Source organism: Streptomyces daqingensis, assembly GCF_014645895.1.
In the GTDB taxonomy this organism is placed as follows: Bacteria; Actinomycetota; Actinomycetes; order Streptomycetales; family Streptomycetaceae; genus Streptomyces; species Streptomyces daqingensis.
The window spans coordinates 54,479-71,488 of the sequence record NZ_BMMP01000007.1 but is presented as its reverse complement, the minus strand read 5'-3'; the positions used below and the strand labels follow the sequence as shown (position 1 = coordinate 71,488).

12 protein-coding genes are annotated in these 17,010 nt (G+C 71.9%); 6 read left to right on the top strand and 6 right to left on the bottom strand.

Annotated elements, in window-relative coordinates; translation table 11 throughout:
* Window positions 1-312: 312 nt before the first annotated feature.
* The 3 genes from IEY56_RS11960 to IEY56_RS11950 form a co-directional block, all read right to left on the bottom strand.
* Window positions 313-540, bottom strand: coding sequence for a hypothetical protein (locus IEY56_RS11960; RefSeq protein WP_045863719.1), 228 nt, complete (start codon window positions 538-540; stop codon window positions 313-315).
* A 191-nt stretch (window positions 541-731) separates the two neighbouring features.
* Entirely contained in the window at window positions 732-2,096 is a 1,365-nt protein-coding gene (locus IEY56_RS11955; protein ID WP_189037141.1) for a M18 family aminopeptidase, read from the bottom strand.
* Window positions 2,097-2,217: 121 nt separating this feature from the next.
* Window positions 2,218-4,059 carry an acyl-CoA dehydrogenase gene (locus tag IEY56_RS11950; RefSeq protein WP_189037140.1) on the bottom strand — a complete coding sequence of 614 codons (1,842 nt, stop codon included), beginning with the start codon at window positions 4,057-4,059 and terminating at the stop codon, window positions 2,218-2,220.
* 127 nt (window positions 4,060-4,186) lie between these two features.
* Between IEY56_RS11950 and IEY56_RS11945 the strand changes: the two genes are divergently transcribed.
* The gene (locus tag IEY56_RS11945; RefSeq protein WP_189037139.1) at window positions 4,187-4,717 is read left to right on the top strand and encodes an SseB family protein; all 531 of its coding nucleotides are present in this window, start codon (window positions 4,187-4,189) and stop codon (window positions 4,715-4,717) included.
* 110 nt (window positions 4,718-4,827) lie between these two features.
* Here the strand turns inward: IEY56_RS11945 and IEY56_RS11940 are convergent, their stop codons facing one another.
* Window positions 4,828-7,098 carry an ATP-binding SpoIIE family protein phosphatase gene (locus IEY56_RS11940; RefSeq protein ID WP_189037138.1) on the bottom strand — a complete coding sequence of 757 codons (2,271 nt, stop codon included), beginning with the start codon at window positions 7,096-7,098 and terminating at the stop codon, window positions 4,828-4,830.
* 121 nt (window positions 7,099-7,219) lie between these two features.
* Here IEY56_RS11940 and aspS point away from each other — a divergent pair, with 121 nt between their 5' ends.
* Window positions 7,220-8,983 (top strand): aspartate--tRNA ligase, encoded by a 1,764-nt coding sequence (gene aspS / locus IEY56_RS11935; protein WP_189037137.1) that lies wholly within the window; start codon window positions 7,220-7,222, stop codon window positions 8,981-8,983.
* 70 nt (window positions 8,984-9,053) lie between these two features.
* Window positions 9,054-9,233, top strand: a complete 180-nt coding sequence (locus IEY56_RS11930; protein ID WP_189037136.1) for a type II toxin-antitoxin system VapC family toxin — start codon at window positions 9,054-9,056, stop codon at window positions 9,231-9,233.
* A gap of 45 nt (window positions 9,234-9,278) precedes the next feature.
* Here IEY56_RS11930 and metG read toward each other — a convergent pair whose 3' ends face one another.
* Window positions 9,279-10,913: a methionine--tRNA ligase gene (gene metG, locus IEY56_RS11925; protein ID WP_189037135.1), complete on the bottom strand. Its 1,635-nt coding sequence runs from the start codon at window positions 10,911-10,913 to the stop codon at window positions 9,279-9,281.
* Between the two features lie 203 nt (window positions 10,914-11,116).
* Here metG and IEY56_RS11920 point away from each other — a divergent pair, with 203 nt between their 5' ends.
* Window positions 11,117-12,031 carry an endonuclease/exonuclease/phosphatase family protein gene (locus IEY56_RS11920; protein ID WP_189037134.1) on the top strand — a complete coding sequence of 305 codons (915 nt, stop codon included), beginning with the start codon at window positions 11,117-11,119 and terminating at the stop codon, window positions 12,029-12,031.
* A gap of 19 nt (window positions 12,032-12,050) precedes the next feature.
* Here IEY56_RS11920 and IEY56_RS11915 read toward each other — a convergent pair whose 3' ends face one another.
* Window positions 12,051-14,270, bottom strand: a complete 2,220-nt coding sequence (locus tag IEY56_RS11915) for a tetratricopeptide repeat protein (RefSeq protein WP_189037133.1) — start codon at window positions 14,268-14,270, stop codon at window positions 12,051-12,053.
* A gap of 353 nt (window positions 14,271-14,623) precedes the next feature.
* Between IEY56_RS11915 and IEY56_RS11910 the strand changes: the two genes are divergently transcribed.
* Entirely contained in the window at window positions 14,624-15,670 is a 1,047-nt protein-coding gene (locus tag IEY56_RS11910) for a zinc-dependent alcohol dehydrogenase family protein (protein WP_189037132.1), read from the top strand.
* A 242-nt stretch (window positions 15,671-15,912) separates the two neighbouring features.
* Window positions 15,913-16,653 (top strand): class I SAM-dependent methyltransferase, encoded by a 741-nt coding sequence (locus IEY56_RS11905; RefSeq protein WP_189037131.1) that lies wholly within the window; start codon window positions 15,913-15,915, stop codon window positions 16,651-16,653.
* Window positions 16,654-17,010: the final 357 nt, after the last annotated feature.

Below are 17,010 nucleotides of genomic sequence, written 5' to 3'. Positions count from 1 at the left end.
TCGTAGTGGGCTACTCGGTCGGTCCGACAACGCAGCAGACGTGCGTGCCAGGCGGCGCGTGCCAGGCGGGATTTGTCAGACAGGTCCTAGTCCGGGGACGGCCGGTTCGGGACGACGGGAGACGGCCGCCCCGGCCGCGGACCCGTCCGCCCGCGCCGCCCGGTACGGCTACGGCCCGCGGGGCCCGTCTCCGGACCCCGCGGGCCGCCCTACCCGTCTTCACCCGCTTCCCGGGCCGCGTGCCGCGGGGCCGTCGGTGCTCACGCCGTAAGTGCGGCGTGCTTTCGCCGTGCTCCGTGCACCCGTCGCGTCTCAGCGCAGGTGGTGGCGCTCCTCCTCGACGACCACCGGCGCCGCCGGGGACGGCGGCTGCGTCTTGCGGCGCTTGAAGATGCTCACGTAGACGGAGAGTCCGATCAGACCGGCGGCCATCAGGACGAGACCCACCACATCGAGGTTCACGACGTCTGTGTTCCAGTCGACGGCCAAGGTGAGGATGGCCCCCACGGCCAGCATTCCGATGCAGAAGACGATGCCCATGGATTCCTGCCTCCGGTTGGCGATTGCCCTGCTCTCGTACGCGTTGCGGGTACCCGGGTGCGGACCCGTCATTCAGCGGGGGCGCAGAACGCCGTGCCGAGACGTCAACCGCGCGGCGCGGCACAGGCTTTGACGGCGGCGCGCGCGGCGCCCCTTGAGAGCCGCCGCGGGGGCCCGGGACGCCGCGGCTCTCAAGGGGACGTCAGGAAGCCGTCCATGCACTGCGCGAGCAGGAACGGGTCCTCCGCGCCGCACAGTTCGCGTGCCGAGTGCATCGAGAGGATGGCCACTCCGACGTCGACCGTCGAGATGCCGTGCCGCGCGGCCGTGATCGGGCCGATCGTCGTGCCGCAGGGCATCGCGTTGTTGGAGACGAACGACTGCCACGGCACGCCGGCCCGCTCGCAGGCGGAGGCGAAGACCGCCCGCCCCGAACCGTCCGTCGCGTAGCGCTGGTTGACGTTCACCTTGAGGATCGGCCCGCCGTTCGGCATCGGGTGGTGCCCCGGGTCGTGGCGCTCCGGGTAGTTGGGGTGCACCGCGTGCCCGGTGTCGGAGGAGAGGCAGACGCTGCCCGCGTAGGCGCGCGCCCGGTCCTCGTACGTACCGCCGCGGGCGAAGACGGAGCGCTCCAGCACCCCGCCGAGCAGCGGCCCGTCGGCGCCGGTGTCGGACTGGCTGCCGTTCTCCTCGTGGTCGAAGGCGGCCAGGACGGGGATCGCGGTCAGATCGTCCCGCGCGGCGGCCGCCGCCAGCGCCGTGGCGCCCGCGTGGACGGACAGCAGGTTGTCCATGCGGGGGCCGGCGAGCAGCTCCTGGTCGCGGCCGAGGTACGCGGGCGGCTCGACGCTGTGCGCCATCAGGTCCCAGCCGGTGACGTCCGCGGCGGGCACGCCCGCCTCCTCGGCGACGCAGCGGACGACGTCCCCCTCGCCGGGGGTGCCGAGACCCCACACCGGAGTCATATGGCGCTGGCGGTCCAGCTTCAGGCCCTCGTTGACCTGCCGGTCCAGATGGATGGCGAGCTGGGGCACGCGGAGCAGCGGACGGTCGATGTGCACGAGGCGCGTCGAGCCGTCGCGCAGGGTGAGCCGCCCGGCGAGACCGAGGTCCCGGTCGAGCCAGGTGTTGAGCAGCGTTCCGCCGTAGATCTCCATGGCGATCTGCCGCCAGCCCCCGCTGCCCGTGTCCGGCACGGGCTTGACCCGCAGGTTGGGGGAGTCGGTGTGGGCGCCGATGATGCGGTAGGGGGTGGAGGGTTCCGCGCCGGCGGGGACGTACCAGGCGATCAGGGCGCCGCCGCGCAGCACGTAGTGGCCCTGCCCCCGGGAGCTTCCCGGGCCGCCGCCCTGCCGGCCGTGGGCACCGCCGTCCTCGGAGTGCGCGGCCGTCCAGGAGCCGGTCTCGTCGAGCTGCCGGAAGCCGGCCTTCTCGAGCAACTCGGCGGCGCTGCGCACTGCGTGGTACGGCGTGGGCGAGTCGGTGAGGAAACGGATCAGGCCGTCGGCGTGTGCTCGGCCCGGGCGGTCCTCGGGGCGCTGAGGGCTAGGGGTCATACGGCCAGCATACGAACGCGGAACGCCCCTCCCCATCCCGGACGGGGAGGAGAAGGGCGTTCCGCATGGGGGGATCTCAGGTGCCTTTCCGGGGCCGGTGGAAGCCGGCCCCGGACACCGCTCAGAAGGCTGCTTCGTCCAGCTCCATCACGGAGGAGTCGACGTTCTCGGCCAGGCCGCGCTCGACCGCGAGGCCGGGCAGGACGGTCGTGGCGAAGAACTTCGCGGCCGCGACCTTGCCCTCGTAGAACGCCTTGTCCTTGGCGGACAGGGGCTTCGCCGAGGTCTCGCGCAGCCTGTCCGCCGCGACGGCCGCGCCGCGCAGCAGCAGGTAGCCGATGACGACGTCGCCGGAGGAGAGCAGGAAGCGGGTGGTGTTCAGCCCCACCTTGTAGATGGACTTCACGTCGTTCTCGGTGGCGGCGAGGTCCGTCAGCATGGTGCCGACGATCGCCTCCAGGTCCACGGCCGCGCGGGACAGCTCCTCGCGGGCGGCGGCCAGGTCCTCGCCGCCCTTCGCCTCGGCGAGGAACTTCTTGATCTCCTCGGAGAGGGTCGTGAGCGCCTGGCCCTGGTCGCGGACGACCTTGCGGAAGAAGTAGTCCTGGCCCTGGATCGCGGTGGTGCCCTCGTAGAGGGTGTCGATCTTCGCGTCCCGGATGTACTGCTCGATCGGGTACTCCTGCAGGTACCCGGAGCCGCCCAGCGTCTGCAGCGACTGCGCGAGCTGCTCGTAGGACTTCTCCGAGCCGTAGCCCTTGACGATCGGCAGCAGCAGGTCGTTGAGGCGCTGCTCCGCGGACGCGTCCTCGCCGCGGAACTCCTTCATGAGGATCTCGTCCTGCACCGAGGCGGTGTAGAGGACGAGGGCGCGCATGCCCTCCGCGTACGCCTTCTGCGTCATCAGCGAGCGGCGCACGTCGGGGTGGTGGGTGATGGTGACGCGCGGGGCGGTCTTGTCGGTGAACTGCGCCAGGTCGGCGCCCTGCACGCGCTCCCGGGCGTACTCCAGCGCGTTGAGGTAGCCGGTGGAGAGCGTGGCGATGGCCTTCGTGCCGACCATCATCCGCGCGAACTCGATGATCTTGAACATCTGGCGGATGCCGTCGTGCTTCTCGCCCAGCAGCCAGCCCTTCGCGGGCCGGTTGGCGCCGAAGGTCATCTCGCAGGTGTTGGAGACGCGGAGCCCCATCTTGTGCTCGACGTTGGTGGCGTAGACGCCGTTGCGCTCGCCGAGTTCGCCGGTCTCCCAGTCGAACTCGTACTTGGGGACGATGAAGAGGGACAGGCCCTTGGTGCCCGGGCCGTGGCCCTCGGGGCGGGCGAGCACGAAGTGCACGATGTTCTCGGACATGTCGTGCTCACCGGAGGTGATGAAGCGCTTCACGCCGTCGATGTGCCATGTGCCGTCGTCCTGCTGCACGGCCTTGGTGCGCCCGGCGCCGACGTCGGAGCCGGCGTCCGGCTCGGTGAGCACCATCGTGGCGCCCCACTGCTTGTCGGCGATCAGCTTGGCGATCTTCTGCTGGTCCTCGGTGCCCTCGTCGTAGATGACGCCGGCGAAGGCGGGGCCGGAGGCGTACATCCAGATCGCGGGGTTGGAGCCCAGGATCGTCTCGGCGAAGCCCCACAGCAGCGAGCGCGGCGCGGTGGTGCCGCCGATCTGCTCCGGGATGCCCAGCCGCCACCATTCGGCGTCCATGTAGGCCTGGTAGCTCTTCTTGAAGGACGCCGGGACGGGCGCGGTGTTCGTCTCCGGGTCGAAGACGGGCGGGTTGCGGTCGGCGTCCTCGTAGGACTCGGCCAGTTCGTTCTCAGCGAGGCGTGCGATCTCGGACAGCACGCTCTTCGCGGTCTCCACGTCCATCTCCGCGAACGGTCCGGTGCCGTACACCGTGTCGCGGTCGAGCACCTCGAAGAGGTTGAACTCGATGTCGCGGAGATTCGACTTGTAGTGCCCCATGGCAACGGCTCCGTGTGGTCGGACTCGACGGACAGGTAGTCAGCTGTGTCTACACACGATGATGCTACCCGTCGGTAATAAGAAGCAAGCCCTCTCCGCATATCTGTGACTCGTTACTCTTTCCTTCATGTACGGCTACGACCAGACCGCGTCCGCGGGGCAGGGCTACCCGCATGCCGGGCAGCAATACGGCCATCAGCAGGCTGGCCATCAGCAGTACACGACGCATCAGGCGGCTCCGCACCACTACGGGCAGGCCCAGCCCGGCAACGGGCAGCCGCTCTACCCCGAGCCGTCGTCGCCGCCGTCGCTGCGCGAGACCGTGCGCGCGTTCACGACCGGCACCATGACGTCGGAGGACTTCCAGTCGATCTTCTCGACCTCGAAGGTCTACTGCCCGCGAGGTGAGACCCCCGGCTTCCTGGCGCTGCACGACACCCAGCAGCCGGTCATCCCGATGTTCACCACGCTCAAGGAGCTGCGCCGCTACGCCGGCAAGGAGTCCCGGTACTTCGTGATCACGGGCGCCGAGGTGCTGGACCTGCTGCCGTCCGGCTACGGCTTCGTGCTGGACATGGAGGGCGACCACCGCGTGGTCTTCGACGCGAAGGCCGTCGAGGAGATGGTGGACTTCGCGATGCGCCGCATGTACGGCTGACGCAGCATGTACGCCTCACGCGTGTAGGGCTGTCCTGGCCGGTCCGGCCGGGGCGCGGCTGACGGGGCGGGGCGAGGGCCGGTCACGCCGGGGTCCCGGCCGCGGGGGCCTCAGGACCAGTCCGGCGCCGCCGCGTTCTCGTGCATCTCGAACCAGATGCACTTCCCCTCGCCCCGAGGGTCGACGCCCCACGCCCCGGCCAGCATCTCCATCATCACCAGGCCCCGCCCGGACGAGGCCAGCTCGCCGGGCGTCCGGCGGTGCGGCAGGGCGTCGCTGGTGTCGGCCACCTCGACGCGCAGCAGCCGCTCCCCGCGGGTGCCGCTGCACTCGGCGATCACCCTGGCGTCGCCGTCCGTGTGGACGAGGACGTTCGTCAGCATCTCCGACAGCATCAGTACCGACGCGTCGATCTGGTCCTCGTTCACCCAGTCGAAGAGCATGCCCTGAAGCTGGTGCCGCGCCTCGCCGATGCGTTCCGGCTCGGCCTGCGCCACCGTCAGCGTCGTCCGGCGCGAGATCCCCTCGGCCGCCGCCGCCCGGTGGACGGCGTACGCGGGGTCGAGGGCGAGGATCAGCAGCGCGATGTCGTCCTCGCGCCTTCCGGAGAGCGGCCCCGGTACCTCACCGGGCAGAGGCCGTGTCGCCGAGCTGACCAGTGCGTCCGCGAAGTTCTCCAGGTCCTCCGGCGCGTGCGGCCCGTCGGCCTGCTCCTCGGCGATCTCGCGGATGCGGCTCCAGCCGGACTCCATGGTGTGCCCGCCGGCCTCGATCAGCCCGTCCGTGCACACCAGCAGCGTCTCGCCCGGTTCCAGGACGAGACGGGTCGTCGGGTACTCCGATCCGGGGTCCACGCCGAGCGGCAGGCCGCCCGCGGTGGGCCGGATCAGCATCGTCCCGTCGGACAGCCACAGCGCCGGGTCGAGGTGGCCGGCGCGTGCGATGTCGAGGGTGCCGGTGAGGGGGTCCGCCTCCATGTACAGGCAGGTGGCGAAGCGGGTGTCGGCGGACGCCGCCGCCTCCGCCGACGGCTCGCTCTCACCGGCGCCGGGCTCCGGGCGCCCCAGCCCGGCGAGGAAGCGCGAGGTGCGGGAGAGCACCGCGTCGGGGCGGTGGCCCTCCGCGGAGTACGCCCGCAGGGCGATCCGCAGCTGCGCCATGATCCCGGCCGCCCGCACGTCGTGGCCCTGGACGTCGCCGATCACCAGGGCCGTACGCCCGGAGGGCAGCGGGATGACGTCGTACCAGTCGCCTCCCACTTCGAGGCCGCCGCCCGCCGGCACGTAGCGCGCCGCCAGCGACATGCCCTCGATGGCCGGACGGCGCGCGGGCCGCATCGTGCGCTGCAGCCCCGCGGACAGCTGCAGCTCCGTCTCGTGCATCGACGTACGGGCGATGGCCTGCGCGAGCATCCGGGCCACGTTCGTCAGCAGCGCCCGGTCCTCGGTGGTGAAGTCGACGGGCTCGGCGAACGCCACCATCCAGGCGCCGAGTATCCGCCCGGAGAGGTTCAGCGGCAGGAACGCCCAGGCGCGGTTCCCGAGGCGTCTCGCGTCGGGCCACACGCGGGGGTACCTCTGCCGGTAGACCTGCGGGGACGGCACGTAGACGGCCCGGTTGGTGCGCACCACCTCGGCGGCCGGGTATTCGGCGTCGACGGAGACCTCGATGAAGGGCAGCAGCTGCTCCGGAACCGGCCGCTGCCCGAAATTGCCCACGAGGGAGAGCTGGTCGCCCTCCAGGCTGAAGACCGCCAGCGTCCGCGGCATGAACCCCGGCATGGCCAGCGACCCCGCGACGCGCAGCACCTCCGCGGTGGTGCGCGCCTCGGCGAGCGCCCGCCCGGTGTTCAGCAGGAACGCCTCGCGCTGGAGCTGCTGGTTCTCCGTGGAGGGCAGGTACTCCGTGGACGTCTCGGGCACCTCGGAGACCGTCCCGATGAGGGCGAGCGTGCGGCCCTCGCCCAGCGGAGCCATCCGGCTGCGGACGGTCCGCACCACGGCCCCGTCCTTGTCGACGACGCGCACTTTGGCCTCCACCAGCGTCTCCTCGGTCAGGGCGAGCGTGGCGGTGGCCATGAGGTCCACGTAGTCGGCGACGTGGATGCAGGAGCGGATCGCGGTCTCGGAGAGCGTGACGGTCTGGCTGGCGTCGTCGAAGGCCCCCACGCCCTCGCGGGCCGCGGTGCCGGGGGGCGCGTCCGGCTCGGATTCCGAGTCGGAGCCGGGCCCGGTGACGGAGATGGACTGAGTGTCGGAGGCCTTCCTGATCGGGATGCCCAGCAGTTCCGCGGCGCACTGGTCGAGGGTGGAGACGCCGGTTGCGCTGTCCCAACGCCACAGGCCGACCCTGGAGGCCCTCAGCACGTCCTCGGTGCGCATTGCCCCACTTTATGTGGGTTGCGGAATGCGGGGCGAGCGGGGCTGAGCCAGGGCGGTAGTCTCAGGGGTCGACCCTTGAGCAACTGTCCCAGTGACTGACGAGCCAACGACTGGATGAATGATGCATCGGTACCGTTCCCACACCTGCGGTGAGCTACGTGCCTCGGACGTCGGCACCGGCGTCCGTCTCAGCGGCTGGCTGCACAACCGTCGGAATCTGGGCGGCATCCTCTTCATCGATCTGCGCGACCACTACGGCATCGTGCAGCTCGTCGTGCGGCCCGAGCAGGCCGAGGTGCACGAGCGGCTCAGCTCCCTGTCCAAGGAGTCCGTCGTCCGCGTGGACGGCAAGGTCAGCGCGCGGGGTGCCGACAACGTCAACCCCGAACTGCCGACCGGTGACGTCGAGGTCGAGGTAACGGACGTCGAGGTGCTCGGCGGCGCCGAGCAGATCCCCTTCACGATCAACGCCGAGGACGGCGTCAACGAGGAGCGGCGCCTGGAGTACCGCTTCCTCGACCTGCGGCGCGAGCGCATGCACCGCAACATCATCCTGCGCTCGCAGGTCATCGCGAAGATCCGCGAGAAGATGGTGCGCGAGGGATTCAACGAGCTGGCGACGCCGATCCTGTCGGCCACATCCCCCGAGGGCGCCCGCGACTTCCTCGTGCCGTCGAGGCTCCACGCCGGCAAGTTCTACGCCCTGCCGCAGGCCCCGCAGCAGTTCAAGCAGCTGCTGATGATCGCCGGCTTCGACCGGTACTTCCAGATCGCGCCCTGCTTCCGCGACGAGGACGCCCGCGCGGACCGCTCGCCCGGCGAGTTCTACCAGCTCGACATGGAGATGAGCTTCGTCGAGCAGGAGGACGTGTTCGAGGTCATCGAGAAGGTGATGACGGAGCTCTTCCAGGAGCTGGGCGAAGGCCGGGAGTGCACCTCGCCGTTCCCGCGCGTCCCGTTCCGCGAGGCCATGCTGAAGTACGGCTCCGACAAGCCGGATCTGCGGGCGCAGCTCGAACTCGTCGACGTATCCGACGTGTTCAAGGGCTCCGGCTTCAAGGCGTTCGCGGACAAGCACGTCCGGGCGCTGGCCGTGCCGGACACCGCGGACCAGCCGCGCAAGTTCTTCGACCAGATGGGCGAGTTCGCCGTCGAGCAGGGCGCGAAGGGCCTCGCCTGGGTGCGGGTGAACGACGACCGCTCGCTGACGGGCCCCATCGCGAAGTTCCTCACCGAGAACGACGTCCAGCAGCTGCTGACGGTGCTGAAGGCAGAGCCGGGCACCGCGGTCTTCTTCGGCGCCGGCGAGTTCGACGAGGTCTCGAAGATCATGGGCGCCGTCCGCGTGGAGGCCGCCAAGCGCACCGGGCACTTCGAGGAAGGCGTCTACCGCTTCTGCTGGATCGTCGACTTCCCGATGTTCGAGAAGGACGAGGAGACCGGCGCGGTCGAGTTCTCCCACAACCCCTTCTCGATGCCGCAGGGCGGCCTGCGGGCGCTCGAGACGCAGGACCCGCTGGACGTCCTGGCCTGGCAGTACGACATCGTCTGCAACGGCGTGGAGCTCTCCTCGGGCGCCATCCGTAACCACGAGCCCGAGATCATGTTCAAGGCGTTCGAGATCGCGGGTTACTCCAACGAGGACGTCGAGCGTGAATTCGGCGGCATGCTGCGGGCGTTCCGCTTCGGCGCCCCGCCGCACGGCGGCATCGCCCCGGGCATCGACCGCATCGTGATGCTGCTGGCGGATGAGCCCAACATCCGCGAGACGATCGCGTTCCCGCTCAACGGCAACGCGCAGGACCTGCTGATGGGTGCCCCGAGCGAGGTGGACGAGGCCCGTCTGAAGGAGCTGCACCTGTCGGTGCGCAAGCCGAAGCTGTGACCGCGTGACGCGGTGACGCGATGACGTGAGGAACCCCCGGCGCCGGAGCGCCGGGGGTTCACTGTTGCCCGTGGAGCGCGTGCCGTGCGAGCATCTGCTGCCCGGGATCTGGGAGTTGAGGCCGAACTACACCGCATACGACGCCTCGTACGTGGCCCTCGCGGAGAAGCTGAACGTACCGCTGGTCACCGGTGACGCGAAGCTCAAACGCGGAGTGGGAGCGCGGTGCACGATCGAGCTCATCGGGTAGCCGTGTCCGGCGGGCCGGTGCGGGCCCGCCGGACACGGGGGTGGCTCAGTCCTCCAGGCGCGGGAAGAGCACCTTGCCCTTGGTGACCGTCGCACCGGCGGGCAGCTGCCCCCAGCGGCCCGCGTCAGCGAGCGGCTGGCCGTCGAGCGCGCCGAGGTGCGGCTCGGCGCCCAGGGAGTCCCACAGCTTCGCCGACGACTCCGGCATGACCGCGTTCAGCAGCACCGCGCAGGCCCGCAGCGCCTCGGCCGCGGTGTAGAGGATCGTCGCCAGCCGGGCCTGCGCCTCGGGCGAGGAGTCCTTGGCGACCTTCCACGGAGCCTGCTCCGTCAGATAGCCGTTGACCTGCTTGACGAAGTCGAAGACGGCCGCGATGCCGCCGGAGAAGTCCAGCTCCTCGCCGATCCGCCGGTCCGCTTCGCCGACGGCCTTCGCGAGCCCGTCGACGATCGCCTGCTCGGCCTCGCCGGGAGCCTTCGCCTCCGGCAGGGTGCCGTCGAAGTACTTGCCGACCATGGCCGCGACGCGGGAGGCGAGGTTGCCGTAGTCGTTGGCGAGTTCGCTCGTGTAGCGGGCGGTGAAGTCCTCCCAGGAGAACGAGCCGTCCTGCCCGAACGCGATGGCCCGCAGGAAGTACCAGCGGTAGGCGTCGACGCCGAAGTGTTCCGTGAGCTGCTGCGGCGAGATGCCGGTGAGGTTCGACTTGGACATCTTCTCGCCGCCGACCATCAGCCAGCCGTTCGCGGCGATCTTCCCGGGCAGCGGGAGGCCGTTCGCCATCAGCATCGCCGGCCAGATCACCGCGTGGAAGCGGAGGATGTCCTTGCCGACGAGGTGCACGTCGGCGGGGAACGTCCCGTCGAAGCGCTCCTGGTCCGAGCCGTATCCCACCGCCGTCGCGTAGTTGAGCAGCGCGTCGATCCACACGTAGATGACGTGCTTGTCGTCCCAGGGGACCTTGACGCCCCAGTCGAACGTGGAGCGCGAGATCGACAGGTCCTCCAGGCCCTGCCGGACGAAGTTCACCACCTCGTTCCGCGCCGACTCCGGCTGGATGAACTCGGGGTGCCGCTCGTAGTGCTCCAGCAGCTTCGGGCCGTACTCGGAGAGCTTGAAGAAGTAGTTCTCCTCCTGGAGCATCTCCACCGGCGTGCGGTGGATGGGGCAGAGCTTCTGCCCCGCGAACTCTCCCCCAGAGGCTTCGCCCTGGGAGGTGCCCCCATCGCCCTCCAGCAGTTCGCCGTAGGTCTTGTACTCCTCGCAGCCCACGCAGTACGGGCCCTCGTACCCGCCCTGGTAGATCTCGCCCTTGTCGTACAGGTCCTGGACGAACTCGCGGACGCGGTCGGTGTGCCGCTTCTCCGTGGTGCGGATGAAGTCGTCGTTGCGGATGTCGAGATGCTCCCAGAGGGGCTTCCACGCCTCCTCGACGAGCTTGTCGCACCATTCGCGCGGGGAGACGCCGTTCGCCTCCGCGGTGCGCATGATCTTCTGACCGTGCTCGTCCGTGCCGGTGAGGTACCACACCTTCTCGCCGCGCTGACGGTGCCAGCGCGTGAGCACGTCGCCTGCGACGGTCGTGTAGGCGTGGCCCAGGTGCGGAGCGTCGTTCACGTAGTAAATGGGGGTCGTGACGTAGTACGCCTTCGACCCCGTCTGCTCAGTTCCAGTGGCCGCCATGCCCGAAATCCTAACGGCCCGCAAGCGAGGATCCCCCATCGGCGACCGTGGGTGAGCGGCCGTGCGGAAGCTGCCGCGGGTCCCGTGCCGCCTCCGCTCTGTTGACGCCCTTCCGGGCCCTCTGCATGCTTGCGCCCGTACGTCTGCGGAGACTTCCGCACCCGGGCGACCGGGCCGGACCGATGGAGGGCGCCATCCGACGCGTGACCGTAGCGCTCTCCGCAGCCGTGGCGGCAGCGGGTGGCGTGGCAGCCGTGGTGCTGGTCGCCGCGCCGCCGTCCCCGTCCGCGAAGTCCTCGCCGAAGGGCTACGTCATCGGGCAGTTCAACATGGCCGGGGGCACGACGGAGCACGGCGCGAAGGGCAACCCGGTGCCCGACGACCTCGCCGAGGACGTCGCCGACCGCAGACCCGCCGTGCTCACCCTGCAGGAGACGTGCCGCGACTGGGACGAGCGGCTGGAGGACCGGCTCAAGGGCTACGGAGTGGTGTTCGCCCCCGTCGACAACCTCGCCAGGAACCCCGGGAGCCCCGCGCGGTGCCACCACCCGACCGACTTCGGCAACACGCTGGTCTTCCGGGAGGATCTGGGCTTCGAACGGGACACCGCCGAGAGCCATCTGCTCGGATCGACGAGCGGCGACGAGTACCGCGAGATGGTGTGCGTGCGCTCCGAGGAGCGGAAGCTGGTCGCCTGCTCCGCGCATCTGACTCCAGGAGAGGACGAGTACGCCGCGAGCCGCGAGAAGGAGGCCGCGGAGGCCGTGCGCGTCCTCGCCGGCCGCTACGAGGGCTACAAGGCGGTGCTCGGCGGCGACATCAACGACCTGCCGCTGTCCGGCGTCCTCGACCGCTTCTACCACCGCGGCTACGGGCACGGGGCGCGCGGTGCGTTCAAGGAGGCGGCGGGCCCCTGCGGCGACGCGGTGAAGCCGCGGCAGCCGCGCGACTCGCTGCCCCGGGACAGGTACACGCACTGCCGCTCGGGCGAACCGACCCACAGCAAAGGGAAGATCGACTACCTCTTCGTGTCGCCGTCCGTACGCGTCGAGTGGAGCGGCGTGAGCCACTCCGAGCAGTCCGACCACAAGCAGGTGTGGGCCCGCGTGGTCTTCTGACCCGCCGCCCGCCCGCTCCTCAGGCGCCCGCCGCGGGCTGCGGCCCCGCCTGCCGGACGGGCACGGTCTCCCGCGGCGGCCCGGCCTCCTCGAACAGGGCGGCCGACTCCTGCAAGTGGCTTCGCGCCTCCTCGTCGCGGCCCAGCTCCGACAGGCGGTCGGCGAGGTTGTCGAGCGAGCGGGCCAGCACGGGACGGAAGCGCTCGGGTGCGTTCCGCGCCAGCTCGCGGCGGATGGCGACGGCTTCCTGCGCGGGCTCCAGCGCCTCCTTCGTACGGCCCAGTGCGGACAGGACGTTGCCGAGGTTGTTGAGCGAGCCCGCCAGCCGCGGCCGGAAGCGGTCCGGTGCCTGGGCCGCCAGCTCGCGGTAGAGCTCGGCGGCCTCCTGCGCGGGCTCCAGCGCCTCCTCGGCGCGCTCCAGTTCGGAGAGGACGTTGCCGAGGTTGTTGAGCGACCCGGCGAGGTCGGGTCGGAAGCGCGCCGGGTCCTCCCGCTCCAGTCCCTTGTGGAGTTCGACGGCCTCCCGCGCCGGCCGCAGCGCCTCTTCCAGCCGTCCCGCCCGGCTGTAGCGCAGCCCGAGCGCGGTCAGCCACATCGCGCGCTGCTCGGGGCCAGTGCCGTCCGGGAGGCGCTCGACGATGCGCCGGGTGACGGCGATGCCGGCCTCCGCCAGGGCGACGGTCGGGTAGGGGATGGCGCGCTGTATCTCCTCGAGCACGTCCCGCGGGACGTCGGTGGCGGAGAGGACGTCCGCGAGGACGGCGCCGAGCGCGCCCGGAGACTCGATCGTGACGGTGATCGCCGCTCCGTACAGGTCCGCCGTCCGCCACCGCAGCCAGTCGTCCAGCAGCCCCGCCGCGTGGGGGTGGTGTGCCGTGGCACGCGTGAGGAGGGTGAGGGCCCGCAGAGCCTGGACGACGTCGAGGCGGTCGCGCACCGCGGCGGCGAACTCCGGGCTCTCGTGGAGGCGTGCGGTGACGTGCCGCTCCGCCAGCAGCGCGGGACGCAGCGGCGCGACGGCGCCCTCGACGGGAGCCGGATGGAGGGTGCCGAGCCAGCGGGCGGTGCGGCGCCGGAGCCCGGCGCGGGACTCCCCGTCAAGCCCGGGCACCGTCCGCAGCAGCTCCTCCGTGGCCTTCGCGCTTCCCGCCGCGAGCAGGCTGGTGACCGCGACGCAGTTCTCGACGGCGGCCGCGTCCAGTCCCTGCGGCCCGGTGAGCCCGGCCCGCGCGGCGCTCTCGTGCCAAGCGCCCGCGGCGTGCCGCAGCAGTTCGTCCAGGACGTCCGGGCCGACGCCCACCCGCGCCGGAGCCTGGCCCCCGCCGCCCCCTCCGCCGCGCAGCACGGCCACGAGGGCGGCGGCGTGCACCACCAGCATCGGGACGGGGTGCGGGGCGGGTTCGACCTCGACGCCCTCCGGCGCCGGAAGCCCCAGGTGGCCGGCGAACCGGGGCACGGCACGGGCGACCAGCTCCGCGCTGTCCGTCCCGTCGGCCGGGCCCGCCTGCAGACGCAGGGTGACGGCGCGGGAGGCGGCGGGACCGATGGGTGAAGCCGCGGCCTTCAGGTGCTCCCACCATTCGCCCTCTTCGCGGGCCAGCATCAGCACCCGCAGCCCGGCCGCGCCGCTCGCGGCGGCGGAGGCCAGCAGGTGGGGAAGCCCGGGGCGGGTCTCGGCGTGGTCGACGAGCAGCAGTACGGGGCCCGGACGGGCGGCCTCCACCACGTGGACGGCCGCGGCGTCCTCGCCGTCGAGCACCCGGCGGCACCGCCATCCCTCCTGCTGGAGTCGCTCGGCCAGCTCCAGTGCGAGTCGGGCCTTGCCCACCCCGGCCGGGCCGGTGACCAGCGCCAGCCGCGTCGACTCGCCCTCATGGCCGCACCATTCGCGCAGGAGGCGCAACTCCTCGGTGCGGCCGGTGAATTCGCCGACCGCGCGAGCCGCGCCGAGCGCGTCCGCCACGTGGTCCGCGGCCGGGCCGGCCGCGCCTCCGGGGCGCCGGTCGTACCGCACCGGGTCGGAGACTCCGGCCAGACCGGGGTCGGGGTCGGGGAGTCCGTCGTCCGCGCGCCTGCCCTGGAGGTGGTCCCAGGCGGTGGAGACGATGAAGCCGGCCACCGCCGCGATGGCGGCGATCCAGACGAGGTCGAACCACCCCCCGGCCGCGCCGCCCACAGCGCCCAGCACCATCAGAACCAACGCCGCACCGAGTAGCGGCCACTTCAGACTCCCACGCATCCCCCCAGCATCCCCTCGCACAGGGGTCACTGGCAGCCGCTCGTACAAAGCCGACTACCCGGCCGCCGGGCCCGCGGGAGACCACCGGGGTTCTCCCTGGACGGGCGGAGCGCGGTGCGGCGGCACAGGCGTCCTGGTCAGACGCCATGGCGGGGCGGCCGGGGTGCGGGCGGGCGCGGCGGACCTCTCGCGGCGGGCCGCGGCCTGTTGGCGTGGTGGCGCCATGTGGCGCCGGTCCGATTCGTCCCACCGCCGCGCCGTGGGCTCCGGCCCGGTCGCGCCGCCTGTGCTCTGCCCGCGCGTACCCGGCACGCTCCGGGCGCCGCCGTGCGGGACTGCCATACTGCCCCGCTGTGAAGGCACTGCTCTACGACGAGTTCGGGAAGCTCCCCGGACTCCGCGACGTACCGGACCCCGCCCCCGCGCCCGGAGGGGCCGTCATCGAAGTGGCGGCCACCGGGTTGTGCCGCAGCGACTGGCATGCCTGGCAGGGGCACGACTCCGGTGTGCGGCTGCCGCACGTCGGCGGGCACGAATTCGCGGGAACGGTGGCCGCCGTCGGGGCGGGAGTGCGCGACTCGTGGGTGGGGCGACGCGTGACCGTGCCCTTCGTGTGCGGCTGCGGGGCGTGCCCGGAGTGCGCGACCGGCAACCAGCAGGTGTGCGAGCGGCAGACGCAGCCCGGCTTCACGCACTGGGGCTCCTTCGCGCAGTACGTGGCGGTCGACCACGCCGAGCACAACCTCGTCCCGCTCCCCGGCTTCGTGGACACGGCGACCGCCGCGTCCCTCGGCTGCCGGTTCGGCACGGCGTTCCGGGCGACGCTGCGCCAGGGGCGGGCGTCGGCAGGGGAGTCCGTCGCGGTCTGGGGCTGCGGAGGGGCCGGACTGTCGGCCGTGACGATCGCCGCGTCCTGCGGTGCGCGGGTCGTCGCGGTGGACGTCTCGTCGGCGGCGCTCGAACTCGCCCGCGAACTGGGAGCGGAGGCCGTGGTGGACGCCTCGGCGGTGGACGACCCCGCTGCGGCAGTCGCCGAACTCACCGGCGGAGGCGCCCACTTGTCGCTCGACTGCCTCGGGCGTCCCGAGACGTGCTCGGCGTCCGTCCGCAGCCTCCGGCGGCGCGGGCGGCACGTGCAGGTGGGGCTGCTGCCGCCGGAGCAGGCGGCCGTCGGCATCCCCATGGACCGGGTCGTCGCCTGGGAACTGGAGGTCCTCGGCAGTCACGGCGTCCAGGCGCACGAATACCCGGCGCTGTTGGGGCTGCTGGAGTCCGGCGCGGTGCGCCCGGACCGCCTGCTGCGCAGGCGCATCGGCCTCTCCGACGCGGCGGAGGCACTGGCCGGCATGGGCTCTCCCGGAACGGGAGGGACGGCAGGCGTGACGGTCGTCCTGCCCTGACCCGTCGGGCCCCAGCCGCCTCAGGGACGGCCGTCCGGCACGCGCCGACTGTGCCCGACTTCCGGCGGACGGACGGTGCTTCAACGTGGGGCCCGTGCGGCCTGCCGCCCCGCGCGCACCGCACGTGCCCGCCCGGGGCACTTTCGGGTGAACCCCTCCCGTACCGCCCCCGGCCGGCGGCGCGTGAACCCTACGGTTCCAGCCAGGTGACACCTTTGCCCCGCGCCTCCCGAGGAACCGCAATGCCGCTCACGTCCGAGAGCCTCCCGGAGTACTGGAACACGTACAAGCCGCACAAGGGGGAGGGCGAGCCGCCGCCCCCCGCGGTCGACTCGTTCGAATGGACGCAGTACCCGGGGCACGGCCCCGGCGCGGACTTCCTGAGGGAGCCGCGCACCGCGCTCGAACTGGGCTCCGCCGAGGGGAAGGAGGCGTACTTCCTGGCGTGCCGGGGCGTGGAGGTGACGGCGGTCGACTTCTCCCCCGCGCAGGTCGCGCGCGCCCGCCTGTGGTGGGAGGGCACGCCCGGTCTCTCGTTCGTGAACGCGGAGGCGTGCGAGTACCTCGCCAGCACCGCCACGACGTACGACGCGGTCTACTCGCGCTGGGGCGCCGCCTGGTTCACCGACCCCGCCGTCCTCGTGCCGCTGGTCGCCCGCCGCCTCGCGCCGCGCGGCCTGCTCGCTCTCTCGCAGGCCGAGCCCATCGACGGCTTCTACGGGCCGCAGGCGATGTACGGCAACGGCCTCAGCGGCCGCAGGCTGCCGGTCCTGCGCTGGTCCTACTCCCCCGACATGTGGACGGAGCTGCTCGCGAAGAGCGGTTACACCGACATCGACGCGTACGTCCTCCCGGCGCCCGAGCCGGACAACGTCGGCACGCTGATGGTGCGGGCGCACGCCCCGGCGAAGCGGCGGAGCAGGCAGGCGCCGCGCCGCCGTGTGCAGGACGTTCCCCGGCAGGCGGAGCCCCCGGCGAGTTGACGGGCCACCGGCTCCGCGGTGTCCTTCCGCCTATGCCGAAGGTTGTGGATCCAACCGCCGTGCGGTCGTGACGCTGACTGTCGAAGGGGTGCTCGCGCGTGTGGGCCTGCAAGAACGACGAGTGGGGTGGGTGCCGGCGACACCTGCGCGAAGGGGAAGTGGCACAAGAACCCCTACGCGTAAGGACGGGCGGTGACTGACGCTGTGCGCCCTGCTCCCGCCAGGGGCCGGGCGCACAGCGCTCTGCGTCCTCGTACGCCGATGCCGCCGCCGTCCCGCCGCGGCGGCGCCGAACTGCCCGTCGCGGCTGCCGGGTTCGCTACCGTCCCGTCCAGAGCCGCGGGTGAGCCGCAGGGC

What these genes read in the sequence shown, in the direction of transcription:
- metG (WP_189037135.1), bottom strand. Translation starts at nt 10,913, where the DNA reads ATGGCGGCCACTGGAACTGAGCAGACGGGGTCGAAGGCGTACTACGTC.
- IEY56_RS11950 (WP_189037140.1), bottom strand. Translation starts at nt 4,059, where the DNA reads ATGGGGCACTACAAGTCGAATCTCCGCGACATCGAGTTCAACCTCTTC.
- IEY56_RS11940 (WP_189037138.1), bottom strand. Translation starts at nt 7,098, where the DNA reads ATGCGCACCGAGGACGTGCTGAGGGCCTCCAGGGTCGGCCTGTGGCGT.
- aspS (WP_189037137.1), top strand. Translation starts at nt 7,220, where the DNA reads ATGCATCGGTACCGTTCCCACACCTGCGGTGAGCTACGTGCCTCGGAC.
- IEY56_RS11905 (WP_189037131.1), top strand. Translation starts at nt 15,913, where the DNA reads ATGCCGCTCACGTCCGAGAGCCTCCCGGAGTACTGGAACACGTACAAG.
- IEY56_RS11915 (WP_189037133.1), bottom strand. Translation starts at nt 14,270, where the DNA reads ATGCGTGGGAGTCTGAAGTGGCCGCTACTCGGTGCGGCGTTGGTTCTG.
- IEY56_RS11945 (WP_189037139.1), top strand. Translation starts at nt 4,187, where the DNA reads ATGTACGGCTACGACCAGACCGCGTCCGCGGGGCAGGGCTACCCGCAT.
- IEY56_RS11960 (WP_045863719.1), bottom strand. Translation starts at nt 540, where the DNA reads ATGGGCATCGTCTTCTGCATCGGAATGCTGGCCGTGGGGGCCATCCTC.
- IEY56_RS11955 (WP_189037141.1), bottom strand. Translation starts at nt 2,096, where the DNA reads ATGACCCCTAGCCCTCAGCGCCCCGAGGACCGCCCGGGCCGAGCACAC.